Genomic DNA, 15,585 nt, shown 5'->3' on the forward strand with positions numbered 1-15,585 from the left:
CATTTTGAGTGGCTTTGGACAGCGCTGCGGTTACAAAGCGCGTGCGAGCGGCCCCTTCACCCCAGGTCCGCAGCGCAAGGAAAGTAGCTCTCCCCGATCCGCACCGTGCGCGCCGCCCGCACCGCCCGCAGCGTGGCCCGCGCCACGACCTCTGCGGCCATAGTGCCCAGCACCGTCATTCCGGGCGCATCGCCTTCGCGCGGCACGCGGCCGGTGGCGAGCGCGAACAGGGTGTCGCCGTCGCTCATGGTGTGAACCGGGTTGATCGCGCGCGCCAGGCCGTCGTGGGCGACGGCCGCGAGCCGGTTGGCCTGCACCTTGCTGAGCACGGCGTCGGTCGCGATCACGCCCAGCGTGGTGTTGGTTCCGGCCAAGAGCGGCTGGGGGAGGTCGCCGCGCAGCAGTGCGCGGCGCGTGTCCAGCAGTGCGCGGCCATCTTCGGTGCGTGCGCCGGCCACCACCTGGGCCGTGTCGGGATCCAGCACGTCGCCGAGCGCATTGCAGGCGATCAGCGCGCCGACTGTCACGCCGTTGACGGTGATCGAGGCGGTGCCGATGCCGCCCTTCATCGCGCGGTGCACGCCGAACAGCTTGCCCACCAGCGCGCCGCTGCCGGCGCCCACATTGCCTTCGGCCGGAGCGGCCGTCGATGCGGCCGCGCAGGCCGCATAGCCGGTGGCGGCATCGGGCCGGATGCGCGCATCGCCGACCGGCAGGTCGAAGAGCACGGCGGCCGGCACGATCGGCAACCTGCCGAAGCGGACGTCGAAACCGATGCCATGCTCTTCCAGCCACTGCATCGCGCCATCGGCCGCCGCCAAGCCCCAGGCGCTGCCGCCCGCGAGCATCACGGCATGCACCTGCTGGACGAAGTTGCCCGGCGCGAGCAGGTCGGTCTCGCGCGTGCCGGGCGCGGCGCCGCGCACGTCCACGCCGGCGACCGCGCCTTCGCGCGCGAGGATCACGGTGCAGCCGGTGGGGCGGCGCGTATCGCTGAAGTGGCCGACTTCGATGCCGGAGACATCGGTGATGGCGCCCGCATGCGGGGCCGGGGAGGAGGCATGTTCATCAGACATCGCCGGCGATTATGGGACCGCGGCGCAGTTCGCCGCGTGCCTGCCGCAGCACCGACCAGCCGCCGCTGATCGCGAGCGCCGCCATCGCGGCGGCCACCGCGAGGTCGGGCCAGGCGCTGCCGGTGCCGAACACGCCCAGCGCCGCGAGCATCACGGCCACATTGCCGATCGCGTCGTTGCGCGAGCACAGCCACACGCTGCGCATGTTGGCGTCGCCTTCGCGGAAGGCGTAGAGCAGCAGCGCGACCAGCACGTTGACGCCCAGCGCCAGCGCGCCGACCAGGCCCATGGTCAGCGCCTCGGGCGGCACGCCCTGCGTGGCCGACCACAGCGCCTTGGCGGCCACGAAGACGCCGAAGCCCAGCATGCTGACGCCCTTGAGCACTGCGGCGCGCGCGCGCCACGTGAGGCCCGCCGACAGCACGGCCAGGGTCACGCCGTAGTTGGCGGCATCGCCGAAGAAGTCGATCGCATCGGCCAGCAGAGAGACCGAGCCCGAACGAAAGCCGGCACCGATCTCCACGGCGAACATGAGCACGTTGAGTGCCAGCGCCACCCACAGCACGCGCCGGTAGCGCGGCGTGTCGGAGGCCGAAAGATGTTCGTGGTCGTGATCGTGATCGCAGCAGTTCGCAGACATGGTTTCTCCAGTGATGGCACCATTGGAAAGGTTGAAGTCACTGGAAGGTCAAGCCATGGCAGTCGCAAACCCGCCCACCGTGCAGGGTTACCGCATCGGCGATGCCGCCGCGCAGAGCGGCGTGAGCGCCACCAACATCCGCTATTACGAGAAGGAAGGGCTGATCGCGCCGCAGGCCCGCGGCGACAACAGCTACCGGCTCTACACCGATGCCGACGTGCACCGGCTGCGCTTCATCCGCCTGTGCCGCGCCATGGACATGTCGCTCGACGAGGTGCGCACCCTGCTCGGGCTCGACCTGCGCAGCAAGGCCGACTGCGCCGCCGCCTGCGTCGCGCTCGATGCGCATCTGGGCCATGTGCGCGAGCGCCTGCGCGAACTGCGTTCGCTCGAGAAGGACCTGATCGCGCTGCGCGATTGCTGCGACGGCACCGATGCGCAATGCCACATCATCGAAGCGCTGCATGCGCGGGCCGATCGGCAGCCGCTGGCGGGCGCGCAGCGCACGCGGCCTGCGCGCCACGTGTGAGGGCCTGTTAGCGCTATTTGCGCGACCCCACAAATAGCGCTAACAGGCCCTGGCTCAGCGGGCGAGCCCGCGCGGCAGCGCCAGACCGCGTTCGCGCATCACATCGCGCAGCACCGCGGGATCGTCGGTGATGAGGCCATCGACCTGCCAGTCCATCAGCTTCGCCATGTCGGCGCGCTGGTTGACGGTCCAGGGCACGACCTGGAAGCCCAGCGATTGCGCTTCCTTCACCTGCGCGGCCGTGAGATCGTTGAAGGACGGCGACCAGATCACTGCGCCCTTGCTCTCGCCCGCGGCGGCCTTCACCAGGCGCGGCGCCGAGCCGAAGTCCTCGAGCCGCAGGCTCGAGGTCCAGCGGCTGTCCTTCAACGTGCGGCCGCTCGTGAGGTAGGCGCGCCGCATCTGCGGCGCCCACTGGCCGACCAGCGCGAGCGTGCGCCAGTCGAAGCTCTGCACGGTCACGCGCGGCGCCAGGCCGTATTTGTCGATCTCGGCGAGCAGGGCGCGCACCATCTCATCGGACGGCGCGGTTTCGTCCGGGCGGGTCGGGTCCAGCTTGGTCTCGATGTTGAAGCGGAGCTGCGTCGCGCCGCGCTCGCGCTCGCGCACGCGCTCGAACAGCGCAGCCAGCGTCGGGATGCGTTCGCCGTCGCTCGCCAGCTGCTTCGCAAACTGCTTGCCGTAGCTGCTCGCGGGATCGATGCGGCCGACGTCGTAGGCCTGCAGTTGCGACAGCGCCAGCGAACGGATCGCGGGCCCCTTGGCCGTGAGAAAGGCGCCGCTCGCGTCGCGCGTGTGGTCCGGATTGAGCACGGTGTCGTGCGAGATCACCACCACGCCGTCGGCCGTGAGCCCGATATCGAGTTCGAGCGTGTCGACGCCCAGGTCCATCGCGTTCGAGAAGGCGGCCAGCGTGTTCTCGGGTGCGAGGGCGCGGCCGCCGCGATGGGCTTGCAGGTCGAAGGCGCGCTTCGCGCCGGGGCCTGGCGAAACGCAGGCCGTGAGCAGCGAGGCCGCGATCAGCCAAGGCGCGAGGCGAGGGGTGAACTTCATTTGAGTTCTACCTTGATGCCGTCCTGTTGCACGGTGATGTCACCGATCTCGTAGGTCTTGCGGCCCACGGTCAGCTCCTCGGCGGTGAAGGTGCGCAGTGGCTGGCCATGCAGCAGCTCCTGCGCGACCAGCGCGCCGATCTGCTGCAGGCGTTCGGCGTCGCGCCCGGTCACGCCCTGCAGTTCGAGCCGTTCGGCCTTGGGCTGGTCGAGCCGCAGCGCACGCGTCGGTGCGTCGTACTTGAGCGCACTGCTGACCGAAACCACGCCTTCGACGGTGGACGGGCGCAACAGCGGGCTTGCAATGGAGAGCACGGCAGTGATCGCCGCGCGATTGGCACTCGCATCGAGGCCCAGCTGCGGGTCGCGCAGGCCGACGGTGAAGATCTCGGCATAGCGCTGCTGCACCGGAAAGCGCTTTGCGATCTGGGCCTGCAACTCCTCGCGGCTCGCGGTGTACTCGCTGGTGAAGAAGTTGAAGCCGGCGAGCACCGCGAAAGGCGCCGGCACTGCGGCGGCACCCAGCAGGGCGCGCAAGAGAAGGCGGCGGGAAATGAGTGAAGAGCGGTTGCGCATACCGCTCGGAGCTTGCCACAGGCGGGAGGGTTCCCTCCGCGCCCGGCCTAGGGCCTGTTAACAGGCCCTTCTAGTCGTGCAGCGAGGAAAGGAACTGTTTCAATTCCGCCGTCTGCGGATTGCCGAACAGATCGGCCGGCGGCCCCATCTCGTGCACGCGCCCCTGGTGCATGAAGATCACGCGGTCGCTGACCTTGCGCGCGAAGCTCATCTCGTGCGTCACCATGAGCAGGGTCATGCCCTCGTCGGCCAGCGATTCGACCACGCGCAGCACCTCGCCCACCAGTTCGGGGTCGAGCGCCGAAGTGATCTCGTCGCACAGCAGCACGGCCGGCTCCATCGCGAGCGCGCGCGCAATGGCCACGCGCTGCTGCTGGCCGCCGGAGAGCTGGTCGGGCATGGCGTCGAACTTCTCGGCCAGGCCGACGCGCGCGAGCAGCTTGCGCGCCTGCGATGCGGCTTCCATGCCGCTGCGCTTCTTGACCAGCGTGGGCGCGAGCATCACGTTCTTGCCGACCGTCAGGTGCGGAAAGAGGTTGAAGCTCTGGAAGATCATGCCCACGTGCTGGCGCAGCTCGCGCATCGCCATCGCGCTCTCGTGCAGCAGCGGCTTGCCGTCCACCGTGAGCGAGCCGTCCTGGAACACCTCAAGGCCGTTGATGCAGCGCAGCAGCGTGCTCTTGCCCGAGCCGCTCTTGCCGATGATGGCGATCACCTCGCCGCGCTTGACGTCGAGGTCGATGCCTTTCAGCACCTCGTTGCTGCCGTAGGACTTGCGCAGCGCGGTGATGCGCACGATGGGCGCCGCGAGGGTAGGAGCTTCAGCGACGAGCGCCATGGATCTTCCTTTCGAGGTTCTTGGCGTACAGGCTCACCGGGAAGCACAGCACGAAGTAGAGCAGGGCGACGCAGCTGAACACCACGAAGGGCTTGAAGGTTGCGTTCGAGATCATGCTCCCGGCCTTGGTGAGTTCGACGAAGCCGATCACCGAGGCCAGGGCGGTGCCCTTGATCACCTGCACCAGGAAGCCCACCGTAGGCGCGACCGCGATGCGCGTGGCCTGCGGCAGGATCACGTGGCGCATCTGCTCGCCGAAGCTCAGCGCGAGGCTGCCCGAGGCTTCCCATTGGCCCTTGGGAATGGAGGCCACGCAGCCGCGCCAGATCTCGGTGAGGAAGGCGCTGGTGTAGAGCGTGAGCGCCACCGCAGCGGCGGTCCAGGCCGACACCTCGATGCCGAAGAGCGCGATGCCGAAGTAGGCCAGGAACAATTGCATCAGCAGCGGCGTGCCCTGGAACAGCTGCACGTAGAGACCGATCAGCCGCTCGGCGAGGCGCCCGCCCGACAGGCGCGCGAAGAGCAGCACGGCGCCCACGAAGCCACCGCCGACGAAGGCGATCAGCGACAGCACCACGGTCCAGCGCAAGGCCAAGAGCAGGTTGCGCAGGATGTCCCAGAGGGAGAACTCGACCATGGCTACTTTCCGAAGAAGAACTTCGGCCCCGCCCAGTTGAGCAGCCGACGCGCGCCCACCGAGAGCGCCAGGTAGATCGCCGTCGCGATGATGAAGGCCTCGAAAGCGCGGAAGTTGCGGCTCTGGATCAGATTGGCCGCATAGCTCAGCTCTTCGGTGGAAATCTGGCTGCATACGGCCGAGCCCAGCATCACGATGATGATCTGGCTCACCATCGCGGGCCATACCTTCTTCAGCGCGGGCGGGAGCACCACGCGGGTGAACACCTGCACCTTGTTGAGCGCGAGGCTGACCGCCGCTTCGATCTGCCCGCGCGGCGTGGCCTCGATGCCGGCGCGAATGATCTCGGTCGCATAGGCGCCGAGGTTCATCACCATCGCGATGACCGAGGCGACTTCGGGCGAGAGCTTGAATCCCGCCGCCGGCAGGCCGAAGAAGATGAAGAACAGCTGCACGATGAAGGGCGTGTTGCGGATCAGCTCGACGTAGCTGCCCACGATCCAGCGCAGCCAGGCCGGCCCGCTCGCGCGGGCCCAGGCGCAGGCGATGCCGACCACCATGCCGATGAGCGTGGCGACGAGCGTGAGGCCCAGCGTCCACACGATGCCCTTGACGAGCAGCGGCCATTGGCCGAGCACGGCCCCGAAGTCGAACTCGATGCCCATGGCAGTGCTGTGTCAGAGCGGCAGATCGCCGGCTTCTTTGCCGAGGTACTTCTTCGACAGGGCGTCGAGCGTGCCGTCTTTCTTGGCGGCCGCGATGATCTCGTTGATCTTGGCCTTCAGCGCGTCCTCGCCCTTGGCGATGCCGACGAAGCAGGGGCTGTCTTTCAGCAGCAGCTTGTACTCGGCGCCGAGCTGCGGGTTCTTCTGCATCATGTTGCCGGCCACCGCAGCGCTGGTGGCGATGGTTTGCGTCTGGCCCGCGACGAAGGCCGCGATGGTCGCGTTGTTGTCCTCGAAGCGCTTGTAGTCGACGTTGGCCGGCGCCACCTTGGCGAGCTCCTGGTCTTCCATGGCGCCGCGCGTCACGGCCACCGACTTGCCGCCCATGTCGGCGAAGCTCTTGATGCTCAGGCTCTTGGCGGCGTACACGGCCTGGAAGAAGGGCGCGTAGGCGGCGCTGAAGTCGATCACCTTTTCGCGCTCGGCGTTCTTGCCTAGCGTGGAAATCACGAGGTCGGCCTTCTTGGTCTGCAGATAGGGAATGCGGTTGGCGCTGGTGACCGGCACCAGCTCGACCTTGACGCCCAGCTTGGCGGCGATCAGCTTGGCCATCTCCACATCCAGGCCCTGCGGCGCCATGTCGGGGCCGACGAAGCCGTAGGGCGGGTAGTCGGTGGGAACCGCGACCTTGAGGGTCTTGGACTTGAGCACGTTGTCGAGCGCGCTCTGGGCCTGGGCGGCACCGGAGGCGAGCAGCGCGGCCGATGCCAGGGCCAGCGCGAATTGGCGTTTGGAAAATTTCATAACAGGGCTCCTAGGTAGGTCGATGAATCGGGATCACGCAAAAGCTGTGCCTTGGTCTTGTCGTCGGCAGGCGCGTGGCGCAGCGGTGCGAGCGCGTCGCGCAACTGGGCCAGCGGGTCGGTGGGGTGCTGCACGCGCAGCGCGGACTGCACCGTGCCGATGTGCTCGGTCATCAGCGCCTCGGCGCCAGCGGTGTCGCCGCGCTCCAGCGCCGCGACGATGCGCACGTGGTCCTCGCAGGACTGCGCCGCGTCGTGCGAGGACTGGTAGAGCATCGCGATCAAGGTGGTGCGCGCGGTGAAGTCGCGCAGCGTGTCGGCCAGAAGCGAATTGCCCAGACACTCGGCCAGGCAGACGTGGAAGTCGCCCAGCAGGTAGCTGCGGTTGCCGATGTCGCTGTCCTTGAGGGCGGCCTTCTCGCGCTTCAGATGTGCCTTGAGCGCGCGCAGGGCCTCCTTGTCGATCGGGCCGGCGCTGCGGATCAGGCCCGACTCGATCACGCGGCGCGCCTCGAAGGCTTCGCGCGCCTCGGCCTGCGAGGGCTCGATCACGAACCAGCCGCGGCGTGCGCTCACGGTCACGATGCCGCGCGCCGCCAGCCGCGTGAGCGCCTCCCGCACGATGGTGCGGCTGCAGTCGAACAGCATCGCGAGTTGCTGCTCGCCCAGGCGCGAGCCGGGGGCGAGCTTCTGCGCCATCACCGCTTCAACGATGCGCGCACTGATCTCGGGAGCGGAAATGGCCATGGCTTGCATATCAGCAGTTTTCATGCCAACTGGTATGCAAGATCTGTGCACCAAATCGGGTGCTTGGCCCCCGGTTTGGTCAGGCTGGCCGTCGGAAACGGCCGTTTTGGGTGCATCGCTCCGGCAGAATGCGGTCGATGTCGTGGAGTCCAGAGTGAACAGGCCTTTTCGTGTGCGAGTGCTGTTGACCGGGGCGGTGCTCGCGCTTGGGCTGTTCTTGACCTTTGCCGCGGCGCGTTTGCAACAGCAGAACATCGACGCAGCCACCAGGGCAAAGTTTGAGCGCCAGGTGGAACTCGTTGAAGCAGAAATCGAGCGGCGGTTCCGACAGCCGGTGCATGGACTCAATGGAGCGCGCGGGGTCTTTGCCGTCAATCCGGCAGTCAGCAGAAACGCTTTTCGCGCCTACGTGAACTCCCGCAACCTGCAGGAGGAGTTTCCTGGTGTCCGTGGATTCGGCTTTGCTCAGCGTGTGAGCCGGGACGACTTGCCCGATTTCGTCGCCGCCGAGCGACGCGACGAAGCTCCCCATTTCACCGTGCGGACTGTCGGCAATGCGCCCGATCTGTACGTGATCAAATTCCTTGAACCCGTCGCGATCAGCCAACCGGCTCTGGGGTACGACATCGGGTCCGAAAGCACGCGCAGACAAGCGATCGAGCGTGCCGTGTCGACGGGGAGCCCCACGCTCAGCGGTCGCATCTTCCTGCAATCCGAAAGACAGCGCCCTGGCTTCCTCTACATGACGCCGGTGTATCGAAGCGGGAAGGATCCTGGCGTCATGCAACAGCGTCAGGCCGAACTGCTCGGGTTGCTGTTTTCCCCCATCGTGGCCGAAGACCTGCTCGCTGGCAGCGCGGGCGGCTCGGATCGGCAGATCGACTTTTCGTTGTACGACGGAGATGCGGAGCCTGGCAATCTTCTCTTCGCCAGCAAATCTCTTGCTGGCACTCCCGGGGGGAGCACCCTGCACGCCGACGAAAGCACTTCGCGCAAGGCCGTGCAAGAAATGACTGCGCGGCTGCCGATCGGTGGCAGGCAGCTGACCCTTCGCGTGAACACCACGCCCGCCTTCGAGCACGACCTGGATCGCTGGATTCCGACGTCATTGCGCGTGGGCGGCGTGCTAGTGAGCCTTTTGTTGGCGCTCACCATGTGGTTGCTTGCCACAGGACGCGCACGTGCCTACGCACTGGCACAAGCTATGACGACCGATCTGGAGCGACTGGCGGCTGTCGTGCGGCACACCTCCAATTTGGTGGTGATCACCGATCGGGATTGCAAGATCCAGTGGGTCAATGACGCGTTCGCGAGCTTCTATGGCTATACGTTCGAAGATGCGCGCGGTCAAACACCGCTTCAGCTTCTGGGCAGCGGCAGGACCGATCCCGAGACTTACGCCGTCATGAATCGCGCTGCCGAGGCGCAGACGAGCTGTCGCGTCGAAGTCGTCAATCGATCGAAGGACGGGACGCACCACGCCATCGAACTGGAGGTGCAGCCCCGCCACGACGCCCAGGGTCGCTTGACGGGATTCATGGAAATCGGCCTTGACGTCACCACCCGAAAACACGCTGAAGAGCAGCTGCGCCGCAATCACGCGATGCTGAAAAGCATCATGGAGAACCTGCCTTGTGGCCTGAGCGTGTTTGACGGCCAACTGCATCTCGCCGCCAGCAATCAGCAGTTTCGCGAGCTGCTCGATCTGCCGGACGAACTCTTTGCAGGGCGATCGGTTCGCTTCGAGGACGTGGTTCGCAACAACGCCGCGCGCGGCGAGTACGGCCCCGGACCCGTCGAGGACATCGTGGCTGGAATGCTCGAACGTGCGCAGTATCCGACGCGCATGTTGTTCGAGCGAGAGCGGCACGACGGCAAACCGCTCGAAGTGCGCAGTGCACCGATGCCTGGAGGCGGGTTCGTCACGACCTACATGGACATCTCGGAGCGAAAGAAGATCGAGCGGATGCAGCACGAGTTCATCTCGACCGTCTCGCATGAGCTGCGTACGCCGCTGACGGCGATCTACGGTTCGCTCAGCCTGCTGGGTTCGGAAACGGCGGGTCCGCTGCCGCCCGATGTCCAAGAGCTTGTCGCCGTCGCACACAAGAGCTGTGAGCGATTGATGCGCCTGATCAGTGATGTCCTCGATGTCGAGCGTATCCAGGCGGGGCTGATGCACTACGCGAAATCAAGGCAAGCGCTGGCGCCGCTCGTCGACCAGGCCGTTGGTGCCATGCGGGCCTATGCCGATCAGTTCCACGTATCGCTCGAATTTGAAAGCCGTCTCGACAATCTGTACGTCGAAGTGGACCCGGACCGCATGGTTCAAGTCCTGGTGAACCTCATTTCCAACGCGGTCAAGTTCTCCAAGCCCAACCATCCGGTATCCGTTCGGATGTCCATGGTCGACGGGCAAATCCGTGTCTGCGTGTCGGATCAGGGTATCGGGATCCCGGCGGAGTTCCGCCCGCGAATCTTCGATCGATTTGCTCAAGCCGATGGGTCGGACCGTCGAGCACAAGGGGGAACCGGTCTTGGCCTGAACATCTGCAAGAGCATCGTCGAGGCCCACGGCGGGCGTATCGACTACATCAGCACCGTGGGTGTCGGCACGGAGTTCTTCTTCGACCTGCCTGGGGTTTCCGGCCCCTGAGCGGCCGGTCTCATTGATCCTTCCAGTGGGCCTTGCGCTTCATCGTTCCCCAGCGGGCCTTGTGCCGCACGGCCCATCGAACCAGCCCAATGAATCTCCAGGTCGTGTTGAGCTGACGATAGCCGAAGTTTTCCAGAAGAGCGATCAGGCCCAGCAGCGCCACTTGCCGAAGCTTCGGGTACAGATGGAAAGACATCTCCTCGAGCAAGAGGCCTGATGCTGAAAGCAGGACGCCCAATCCCAGCGCCAGGAACATGAATGCGCCGAACGCGGCCCAAGAAACCAGCCCCTGCAGGGCTGCAAAAAGCAGGAGGACGCAGCCGGCGACTTCGATCAAAGGTCCCAGCCATTCAAACAGGACCATGAATGGAAAAGCAAGCCATCCGGGTGCCCCGCCGCGCGAGCTGAACATCAGGCCCCAGTTGCTGGTGAGGCTTTCGCAGAGGCCATGCTGCCATCGGATGCGTTGGTTTCGCAAGGTGGCCAAGTCTTCCGGGGCCTCGGTCCAGCAAACGGGCTCCGGGACGAATTCCATCCGGTAGGGCTGGCCGCGCTGGCGCAGGATGCGGTGCATGCGCACCACCAGTTCCATGTCTTCGCCGATGGTCCGCGTTCGGTAGCCACCCACTTCAACCACGGTGTTCGTGCGAAACAGCCCGAATGCGCCGGAGATGATCAGCATGGCGTTCAACTGTGACCACCCGAGCCGTCCGAACAGGAACGCGCGCAGGTATTCCACCACTTGGCAGAGTGCCAGGAAGCTGCGCGGCAACGCGACGCGTGTCAAGACGCCGTCTTGCACTTCGCAACCGTTCAATATCCGCACCGTTCCCCCGCTCGCCACCATCCGGGGATCACGCAGGAATGGTTTGACCACCCGCTGCAGGCTGTCTCGCTCGAGCACGGAGTCGGCATCGACGCCGCAGAACAACGGATAGCGTGCGGCGTTGATGCCTGCGTTGAGCGCATCCGCCTTTCCGCCGTTTTCCTTGTCTACCACGCGCAGGTTGCGAAAGCGCGGGGAACGATAGACCGCACGTATCGGTGCGGTCTGGAGGCGCAGTCGATAGCTTTCGGGGAACGGGACGAGCGAAAACTCCTGCACCAGCATTTCCAGGGTCGCATCGCTCGAACCGTCATTGATGACGATCACCTCGAACTCCGAGTAGGTCAGCTGAAGCATGGAGCGCACCGACGCCGCGATGCTGGCCTGCTCGTTGAAGGCCGGCATCAGGATGCTGATGGCCGGCTCCAGTCCGGAGTAGATTTGCGGCAAGTCATCGAGCAGCTTGGCCTGGTTGTCCCGGTGGAGCCTGACGAGGCTCAGGAAATTGAGCGCGAGATAGGAGCTGTTCAGCAGAACGAAGTAGCCAAAGATGAACCACGTCGCGAGTTCAACGATCAGCTGCTGTGTGATAGGAGACCTCGTTCGGCAAAGACATGATCGAGCGCCAGTCGGCCCAACCGATCGTCGCTGAGGCGCTTGAGCCCGTCGAGACTTTCGTGTGCGAGGAACGGCAGGCTCACCAGCGCATGGGCTGCTCGGTAGCGGACCCACCATTCGCTGTCGCCGAGCATCGCAGCGAGTTGTGGAACGTCTGACGGGACGGCCACGTGAGTCAGGGCATGGACAGCCCGCACCCTGACACGCCAGTCGGTGTGCGCCAGATGTGAGAGCACGGCGGGCCGGACAGCGAAGGTATTCGCCAGGCGCAGCGCGGCCGCAATGATGGTGGGCTCTTTCTCCGAGTTGAGCAGGCCCAGCAGCGCAGCGTCGGGCAGTCGGGTGCGCAGCACTTCGAGCAGCTGGAGGCCGCGCAGCTTCTGGGCGGACGGCAGCGCGGCGACCCTTGGAACAAGAAGCGATTCGAATGTGACGCGCGCTTCGCCCAGCATCCGCGCCAGCCGGGGAATTTCCCAATCCGGGCGATTCAGCACCGACGGCATGAGGTGGTGTGCTCCGGCGATGGGATCGATTTGAATCATCGCCCTGGCCGCGGTCAGCGATGCAATGGTTTCATTGGTTTGGACAACGATCTGCAGCGCGGCCCAGGCCCTGCTATCGCGCAGATGGCCCAGCGTCAACATGGCGAGCAGGCGCTCGGTTGGATTTCCGTCCCGGAGCAGGCGGCGGGCCAGCTCATCGCAGCGCAGTTGAAGAGCGATCTCGTTCAAACGGACTGTGGCATCGCCACGCAAGGACTCCTGCATGTAGTTCCACAATTTGAGAAAGGCGATCTGATCTTGCAATCTAAGCGGCGGCAGCAAGTACTGCGCAGGGCCTGACAAGGCACCCAAAAGCGCGGGCTGCCAAATCGCCTTGAACTCCTTTTGCTCCCTCTCTTGCCGCTTCAGTCGTTCGCGCAGAGCAATGATCAGCCCGGCCAGCACCAGGTTAAGACCCAACACGGCAACTCCGGCGATGAGACCGAAGGCCACCAGCGGCTCAAAAGCTGTATTGAACACCGAGTCGAATTCCGCTTCGGGAGTAGAAGGTGCCCTGGCGGATTCGCTCCAGCGAGTACGTCAGGGCCCAGGCTGGATCGAACCAGTGCCGACCGGTCAAAGCCACGGTGCGGACGTCCGCCAATACCACGCGCTGCTCGCCGATCGCAGTCGCCTCCCGACCGGCCGCGAGGATCAGTCCCACGACATTCTTGTCTCCGTAGTAGTAGCTGCCCCGCAACTCGACCCCCTGCGCGTAGGTGCCCAGCGCTTGAGTTGGCCGCCACGCGACGGACCAGCTGAACGACGACACGTAGCGCTCCAGCCGCACGAGGCCCTGGCGGACCGTGGTGTTGTCATACGCGGTGGTCTTGAAGCCCCCGTGCAGCAGCCACGCGGGTGCGAACTCGTACTGGATCGCCGCCCCCAACTCATGCCTGGGCAAGACGCGATGCGAGGGACTGAAGCTTGCTTCCATCGAGGCGACGAAGCGCGGGTCGAGCGGCACTGTGTAGGCCAGACCGGCCGAGGTGTCGTCAAGGCCGAACCGGTCTGTCCGCCTGACATTCATGGAGAGGAGTTCGCGCGGGCCGTACGCGCGGGCGACCCGCAGCGACGTTTCCCGCCAGTCCGCCAATCCCTTGCTCAATGATTGGTGCTCGGCCGCGACTTCGATCGAATCCCCGTGATCGACGGGTCCGGCCCAGGCGGCGACGAGTGGCCCGGCAAACAGGATGCCGGCGACCGCACCACGCCTCACGAGGGTGCCTTTGCGTACCGGCGAACGCGCGCCAGCAGTTCGTTGGGAGCGAATGGCTTCTGGACGTAGTCGTTGGCACCTGCATCCAGCGCCCGCACCACGTCCTGCTCTTGCGTCTTGGCACTCAGCATCAAAATGGGGACGGACCGCCAGGTGATGCTGCCGCGGATCAGCCGGATGAGTTCGAAGCCGTCCACGAAGGGCAGCATGACGTCGAGCAAGGCGATGTGCGGCGGCGATTGAGCTTCGATGAACTCCTTGGCCTTGCGGCCGTCCCGCGCCAGGGCAACCTTGTACTGCTCCCGCTCCAGCATGAACTTCAACAGGTACGCAATATTCTCATCGTCCTCAACAACGAGAACCGAGGCCTGCTTCGTAGTCGGAAGGATCATAAGAGAGAGATGGCGGATGTTTGGATCAGCGCTTGCAGTGGACGTCGATCTTCCAGCGATGGAAATTCTCCGCAGATTGTGCGGCCAAATAGCGCCCTCGCGCGCTGTCCGAAGCGCGCGCGAGTCGCGGCTCGCATTGCGAGTCCGCCGACGTGGAACACCGAGTTCCAGGGTAAGGTCGAAATGAAAACTAATGCGCTATCTGTGACTCAACACCTAGTCCATCTTTGCACCGGAGGCCTTGACTGCCTTTTCCCAGCGCGGGGTTTCAGCCGCGAGGAACCTTGCGAAGTCCTCGCTATCGAGGAAAGCTGGGTCGGCGCCCTGACTCACCATGCGATCGCGCACCTCGGGGCTGGTTAGCACCTGCTTGAAGGCGTCGCTGAGCTTGGCCACCACGTCCTTCGGCGTGCCGGCCGGCGCAAGAAAACCGTAGAAGCCGACCACCTCGAAGCCCTTGATGCCGCTCTCGATCACGGTCGGGATATCGGGCAGGGCGGGATTGCGCGCGGCGCTGGTGACCGCGAGCGCGCGCACCTTGCCCTGCTTGTGATAGTTGGCTGCCTGCGGGATCGACTCGGCCATGAACTGGACCTGGCCGCCCATGAGGTCGGTGAAGGCCGGCGCGCTGCCGCGGTAGGGGATGTGGACCATGAAGAGGCCGGTGGCGGTCTTGAACATCTCCGGCACCAGGTGGCTGATGCCGCCGTTGCCGGCCGAGCCGTAGTTGATCTGCCCCGGGCGTGCCTTGGCATAGCGCACGAACTCCTGCAGGCTGTTGACCGGCAGCTTGGGCGTGACGAGCAGCGCCAGCGGCTGCATCGCGGTGCGCGCGATCGGCGTGAAGTCCTTCAGCGTGTTGTAGGGCAGCTTGCTGTAGAGCGCCCCGTTGATCACCGCCACGCCCGTGTTCGCCAGCATCAGCGTGTAGCCGTCGGCCGGACTCTTGGCCACCGCGTCGGCGCCCACCGATCCGCCCGCGCCGGGCTTGTAGTCGACCAGCACCGGCTGGCCGAGCACGGCCTGCAGCTTGTCGGTGAGCAGGCGCGCGTGCTGGTCCAGCGGACCCCCGGCCGGAAAGCCGATCACGACCTTGATGGGTTTTTCCGGAAAGGCGGCGGTGGCGTGGGCCGACGCCGCCATCCACAAGGCCGCGATGAGCGTCCTGGTGCTGCTGTTCATGTTCGTCTCCTCGTTGTGGCGGACGATCATAAACAGCGGCCCGCCGCCGCAGGCTTCAGCTGCGCAGCTTCGCCTTCAGGGTGATCTCGGGCACGCTGGCGAGCGCCTTGGAGAGCGGGCAGCCGGCCTTGGCGCCGGCCGCCAGTTCCTGGAACTTGGCGTCGTCGATACCGGGAATGGTGGCTTCGAGCTCGAGCTGGATGCGGTCGATCTTGAAGCCCGCGCCGTCGCGGGCCAGGCGCACCGCGGCCTTGGTGTCGATCGCGTCGGCCGTGAAGCCCGCGCCTTCGAGCGCGAAGGCCAGCGCCATCGTGAGGCAGCCGGCGTGTGCCGCGGCCAGGATCTCTTCGGGGTTGGTGCCGCGCTTGTCGTCCTCGAAGCGGCTGGTATAGCCGTAGGGGTAGTCCTTCAGCGCGCCGGTTTCGGTGCTGATCTGGCCCTTGCCGGCCTTGCCGGCGCCTTCCCAGTGAACGCTTGCGTGCTTGTCTGCTGCCATGTGAGCTCCTTTGGTGGGTGGGGTGGAACGACCTGCCGTTGTACGGCAGAACGCGCCGGGAGTCACCCAGGTGACGCCGTCGGGGCTTCCC

At 65.6% G+C, this 15,585-nt stretch carries 17 protein-coding genes; 2 read left to right on the forward strand and 15 right to left on the reverse strand.

All coding sequences use genetic code 11. The annotated features are described in order from the left end of the window. Positions 1 to 56 precede the first annotated feature (56 nt). Both ACSQ9I_RS09945 and ACSQ9I_RS09950 read right to left on the reverse strand, forming a co-directional pair. On the reverse strand, positions 57 to 1,076 hold the full coding sequence (locus tag ACSQ9I_RS09945; protein ID WP_436313066.1) for a P1 family peptidase: 1,020 nt from the start codon (positions 1,074 to 1,076) through the stop codon (positions 57 to 59). Then, positions 1,069 to 1,716: a cation transporter gene (locus tag ACSQ9I_RS09950; RefSeq protein ID WP_436313067.1), complete on the reverse strand. Its 648-nt coding sequence runs from the start codon at positions 1,714 to 1,716 to the stop codon at positions 1,069 to 1,071. The genes ACSQ9I_RS09945 and ACSQ9I_RS09950 overlap by 8 nt, the downstream gene beginning before the upstream one ends. Positions 1,717 to 1,771: 55 nt before the next feature. Between ACSQ9I_RS09950 and ACSQ9I_RS09955 the strand changes: the two genes are divergently transcribed. Further along, entirely contained in the window at positions 1,772 to 2,245 is a 474-nt protein-coding gene (locus ACSQ9I_RS09955; RefSeq protein WP_093102234.1) for a Cd(II)/Pb(II)-responsive transcriptional regulator, read from the forward strand. Positions 2,246 to 2,299: 54 nt separating this feature from the next. Here the strand turns inward: ACSQ9I_RS09955 and ACSQ9I_RS09960 are convergent, their stop codons facing one another. The 7 genes from ACSQ9I_RS09960 to ACSQ9I_RS09990 all read right to left on the reverse strand — a co-directional run bounded on the left by ACSQ9I_RS09960 (position 2,300) and on the right by ACSQ9I_RS09990 (position 7,563). Continuing rightward, the gene (locus tag ACSQ9I_RS09960) at positions 2,300 to 3,298 is read right to left on the reverse strand and encodes a glycerophosphodiester phosphodiesterase (protein ID WP_436313068.1); all 999 of its coding nucleotides are present in this window, start codon (positions 3,296 to 3,298) and stop codon (positions 2,300 to 2,302) included. After that, positions 3,295 to 3,834 (reverse strand): DUF1439 domain-containing protein, encoded by a 540-nt coding sequence (locus tag ACSQ9I_RS09965; protein ID WP_244503700.1) that lies wholly within the window; start codon positions 3,832 to 3,834, stop codon positions 3,295 to 3,297. The genes ACSQ9I_RS09960 and ACSQ9I_RS09965 overlap by 4 nt, the downstream gene beginning before the upstream one ends. Positions 3,835 to 3,943: 109 nt before the next feature. After that, the gene (locus ACSQ9I_RS09970; protein ID WP_436313069.1) at positions 3,944 to 4,711 is read right to left on the reverse strand and encodes an amino acid ABC transporter ATP-binding protein; all 768 of its coding nucleotides are present in this window, start codon (positions 4,709 to 4,711) and stop codon (positions 3,944 to 3,946) included. Continuing rightward, entirely contained in the window at positions 4,695 to 5,348 is a 654-nt protein-coding gene (locus ACSQ9I_RS09975; RefSeq protein WP_214692326.1) for an amino acid ABC transporter permease, read from the reverse strand. Before ACSQ9I_RS09975 ends, ACSQ9I_RS09970 begins: the two co-directional genes overlap by 17 nt. Positions 5,349 to 5,350: 2 nt before the next feature. Continuing rightward, complete coding sequence (locus tag ACSQ9I_RS09980; protein WP_093102243.1) at positions 5,351 to 6,013, reverse strand: amino acid ABC transporter permease; 663 nt, start codon at positions 6,011 to 6,013, stop codon at positions 5,351 to 5,353. Positions 6,014 to 6,025: 12 nt separating this feature from the next. Beyond that, a complete protein-coding gene (locus tag ACSQ9I_RS09985; protein WP_436313070.1) occupies positions 6,026 to 6,817 on the reverse strand; it encodes a transporter substrate-binding domain-containing protein in 792 nt (263 codons plus the stop codon). Continuing rightward, a complete protein-coding gene (locus ACSQ9I_RS09990; RefSeq protein ID WP_093102671.1) occupies positions 6,814 to 7,563 on the reverse strand; it encodes a GntR family transcriptional regulator in 750 nt (249 codons plus the stop codon). The genes ACSQ9I_RS09985 and ACSQ9I_RS09990 overlap by 4 nt, the downstream gene beginning before the upstream one ends. 154 nt (positions 7,564 to 7,717) lie before the next feature. Between ACSQ9I_RS09990 and ACSQ9I_RS09995 the strand changes: the two genes are divergently transcribed. Continuing rightward, positions 7,718 to 10,219 carry a CHASE domain-containing protein gene (locus ACSQ9I_RS09995; RefSeq protein ID WP_436313071.1) on the forward strand — a complete coding sequence of 834 codons (2,502 nt, stop codon included), beginning with the start codon at positions 7,718 to 7,720 and terminating at the stop codon, positions 10,217 to 10,219. Between the two features lie 10 nt (positions 10,220 to 10,229). Here ACSQ9I_RS09995 and ACSQ9I_RS10000 read toward each other — a convergent pair whose 3' ends face one another. The 6 genes from ACSQ9I_RS10000 to ACSQ9I_RS10025 form a co-directional block, all read right to left on the reverse strand. Next, complete coding sequence (locus ACSQ9I_RS10000) at positions 10,230 to 11,495, reverse strand: glycosyltransferase family 2 protein (protein WP_436313072.1); 1,266 nt, start codon at positions 11,493 to 11,495, stop codon at positions 10,230 to 10,232. Positions 11,496 to 11,620: 125 nt separating this feature from the next. Next, on the reverse strand, positions 11,621 to 12,685 hold the full coding sequence (locus ACSQ9I_RS10005) for a HEAT repeat domain-containing protein (protein ID WP_436313073.1): 1,065 nt from the start codon (positions 12,683 to 12,685) through the stop codon (positions 11,621 to 11,623). Continuing rightward, on the reverse strand, positions 12,666 to 13,424 hold the full coding sequence (locus ACSQ9I_RS10010) for a YaiO family outer membrane beta-barrel protein (protein ID WP_436313074.1): 759 nt from the start codon (positions 13,422 to 13,424) through the stop codon (positions 12,666 to 12,668). Before ACSQ9I_RS10010 ends, ACSQ9I_RS10005 begins: the two co-directional genes overlap by 20 nt. Next, positions 13,421 to 13,816, reverse strand: a complete 396-nt coding sequence (locus ACSQ9I_RS10015) for a response regulator transcription factor (RefSeq protein WP_436313075.1) — start codon at positions 13,814 to 13,816, stop codon at positions 13,421 to 13,423. The genes ACSQ9I_RS10010 and ACSQ9I_RS10015 overlap by 4 nt, the downstream gene beginning before the upstream one ends. A 216-nt stretch (positions 13,817 to 14,032) precedes the next feature. Further along, positions 14,033 to 14,998, reverse strand: coding sequence for a Bug family tripartite tricarboxylate transporter substrate binding protein (locus ACSQ9I_RS10020; protein ID WP_436303451.1), 966 nt, complete (start codon positions 14,996 to 14,998; stop codon positions 14,033 to 14,035). Positions 14,999 to 15,053: 55 nt separating this feature from the next. After that, positions 15,054 to 15,494 carry an OsmC family protein gene (locus ACSQ9I_RS10025; protein ID WP_436303452.1) on the reverse strand — a complete coding sequence of 147 codons (441 nt, stop codon included), beginning with the start codon at positions 15,492 to 15,494 and terminating at the stop codon, positions 15,054 to 15,056. Positions 15,495 to 15,585: the final 91 nt, after the last annotated feature.

Source organism: Variovorax sp. LjRoot84, from assembly GCF_964254305.1.
Classification (GTDB): Bacteria; Pseudomonadota; Gammaproteobacteria; order Burkholderiales; family Burkholderiaceae_C; genus Variovorax.

Bases quoted from the DNA above. Each gene is read 5' to 3' on its own strand.
- ACSQ9I_RS10020 (WP_436303451.1), bottom strand. From the start codon at position 14,998: ATGAACAGCAGCACCAGGACGCTCATCGCGGCCTTGTGGATGGCGGCG.
- ACSQ9I_RS10025 (WP_436303452.1), bottom strand. From the start codon at position 15,494: ATGGCAGCAGACAAGCACGCAAGCGTTCACTGGGAAGGCGCCGGCAAG.
- ACSQ9I_RS09960 (WP_436313068.1), bottom strand. From the start codon at position 3,298: ATGAAGTTCACCCCTCGCCTCGCGCCTTGGCTGATCGCGGCCTCGCTG.
- ACSQ9I_RS09985 (WP_436313070.1), bottom strand. From the start codon at position 6,817: ATGAAATTTTCCAAACGCCAATTCGCGCTGGCCCTGGCATCGGCCGCG.
- ACSQ9I_RS09980 (WP_093102243.1), bottom strand. From the start codon at position 6,013: ATGGGCATCGAGTTCGACTTCGGGGCCGTGCTCGGCCAATGGCCGCTG.
- ACSQ9I_RS09975 (WP_214692326.1), bottom strand. From the start codon at position 5,348: ATGGTCGAGTTCTCCCTCTGGGACATCCTGCGCAACCTGCTCTTGGCC.
- ACSQ9I_RS09945 (WP_436313066.1), bottom strand. From the start codon at position 1,076: ATGTCTGATGAACATGCCTCCTCCCCGGCCCCGCATGCGGGCGCCATC.
- ACSQ9I_RS09990 (WP_093102671.1), bottom strand. From the start codon at position 7,563: ATGGCCATTTCCGCTCCCGAGATCAGTGCGCGCATCGTTGAAGCGGTG.
- ACSQ9I_RS09955 (WP_093102234.1), top strand. From the start codon at position 1,772: ATGGCAGTCGCAAACCCGCCCACCGTGCAGGGTTACCGCATCGGCGAT.
- ACSQ9I_RS09970 (WP_436313069.1), bottom strand. From the start codon at position 4,711: ATGGCGCTCGTCGCTGAAGCTCCTACCCTCGCGGCGCCCATCGTGCGC.
- ACSQ9I_RS09950 (WP_436313067.1), bottom strand. From the start codon at position 1,716: ATGTCTGCGAACTGCTGCGATCACGATCACGACCACGAACATCTTTCG.
- ACSQ9I_RS10015 (WP_436313075.1), bottom strand. From the start codon at position 13,816: ATGATCCTTCCGACTACGAAGCAGGCCTCGGTTCTCGTTGTTGAGGAC.